Here is a 2,222-nt window from a genome sequence, read left to right on the forward strand (position 1 = left end):
GTAGGCACACGGTTTCAGGATCTATTTCACTCCCCTTCCGGGGTGCTTTTCACCTTTCCCTCACGGTACTGGTTCACTATCGGTCACTAGAGAGTATTTAGCCTTGGGAGATGGTCCTCCCGGATTCCGACGGAATTCCTCGTGTTCCGCCGTACTCAGGATCCTCCTAGGTGCCTTCCAAATTTCGTCTACGGGGTTTTTACCCTCTTTGACTGACTTTTCCAAGTCATTCGACTATCTGAAAGAACTACCATATCGGAGTCCTACAACCCCAACAAGCAAGCTTGTTGGTTTGGGCTTTTCCCGTTTCGCTCGCCGCTACTAAGGGAATCGAATTTTCTTTCTCTTCCTGCAGGTACTTAGATGTTTCAGTTCTCTGCGTCTACCTCTAACCAGCTATGTATTCACTGGAAAGTAACATTCTATGAAAAATGTTGGGTTTCCCCATTCGGAAATCTCTGGATCATCGCTTACTTACAGCTCCCCAAAGCATATCGGAGTTAGTCCCGTCCTTCATCGGCTTCTAGTGCCAAGGCATCCACCGTGCGCCCTTATTCACTTAACCTTATCAACCTTGCGGTTGGGTTTTGACTCGTTTTCCTAGCGATAGGAGCGTAGTCAAGAAAATAAGCAATTGAACTTATTAAAAAACTCATTCAACGCGGTGTTCTCGGTTTGTTACAAAAATTAATTTTCTTACTTCAATATCCAGTTTTCAATGAACAAAANNACCGTGTAGTTTCCGTAATATTCCTTAGAAAGGAGGTGATCCAGCCGCACCTTCCGATACGGCTACCTTGTTACGACTTCACCCCAATCATCTATCCCACCTTAGGCGGCTGGCTCCAAAAGGTTACCTCACCGACTTCGGGTGTTACAAACTTTCGTGGTGTGACGGGCGGTGTGTACAAGGCCCGGGAACGTATTCACCGCGGCGTGCTGATCCGCGATTACTAGCGATTCCGGCTTCATGTAGGCGAGTTGCAGCCTACAATCCGAACTGAGAGAAGCTTTAAGAGATTAGCTTAGCCTTGCGACTTCGCGACTCGTTGTACTTCCCATTGTAGCACGTGTGTAGCCCAGGTCATAAGGGGCATGATGATTTGACGTCATCCCCACCTTCCTCCGGTTTGTCACCGGCAGTCTCGCTAGAGTGCCCAACTAAATGATGGCAACTAACAATAAGGGTTGCGCTCGTTGCGGGACTTAACCCAACATCTCACGACACGAGCTGACGACAACCATGCACCACCTGTCACTTTGTCCCCGAAGGGAAAGTTCTGTCTCCAGAATGGTCAAAGGATGTCAAGACCTGGTAAGGTTCTTCGCGTTGCTTCGAATTAAACCACATGCTCCACCGCTTGTGCGGGCCCCCGTCAATTCCTTTGAGTTTCAACCTTGCGGTCGTACTCCCCAGGCGGAGTGCTTAATGCGTTAGCTGCAGCACTGAAGGGCGGAAACCCTCCAACACTTAGCACTCATCGTTTACGGCGTGGACTACCAGGGTATCTAATCCTGTTTGCTCCCCACGCTTTCGAGCCTCAGCGTCAGTTACAGACCAGAGAGTCGCCTTCGCCACTGGTGTTCCTCCATATATCTACGCATTTCACCGCTACACATGGAATTCCACTCTCCTCTTCTGCACTCAAGTCTCCCAGTTTCCAATGACCCTCCCCGGTTGAGCCGGGGGCTTTCACATCAGACTTAAGAAACCGCCTGCGCTCGCTTTACGCCCAATAAATCCGGACAACGCTTGCCACCTACGTATTACCGCGGCTGCTGGCACGTAGTTAGCCGTGGCTTTCTGGTTAGATACCGTCAAGGGATGAACAGTTACTCTCATCCTTGTTCTTCTCTAACAACAGAGTTTTACGATCCGAAAACCTTCTTCACTCACGCGGCGTTGCTCGGTCAGACTTTCGTCCATTGCCGAAGATTCCCTACTGCTGCCTCCCGTAGGAGTCTGGGCCGTGTCTCAGTCCCAGTGTGGCCGATCACCCTCTCAGGTCGGCTATGCATCGTTGCCTTGGTGAGCCGTTACCTCACCAACTAGCTAATGCACCGCGGGTCCATCCATCAGCGACACCCGAAAGCGTCTTTCAAATCAGAACCATGCGGTTCCGATTGTTATACGGTATTAGCACCTGTTTCCAAGTGTTATCCCCTTCTGATGGGCAGGTTACCCACGTGTTACTCACCCGTCCGCCACTCTTTTTCTTTCG

Annotated in this window: 2 rRNA genes (both running past the window's edge); both read right to left on the reverse strand. The window is 50.3% G+C overall.

What is annotated here, in order from left to right:
- Positions 1–565, reverse strand: a 23S ribosomal RNA gene (locus tag BAU15_RS04225); it reaches 2,350 nt to the left of the window's first position.
- A 193-nt stretch (positions 566–758) separates the two neighbouring features.
- Positions 759–2,222, reverse strand: a 16S ribosomal RNA gene (locus BAU15_RS04230) (it continues 125 nt past the right edge of the window).
- The 16S and 23S rRNA genes sit together here, the layout of an rRNA operon.

Source organism: Candidatus Enterococcus huntleyi (assembly GCF_009933175.1).
Lineage (GTDB): Bacteria > Bacillota > Bacilli > Lactobacillales > Enterococcaceae > Enterococcus_K > Enterococcus_K huntleyi.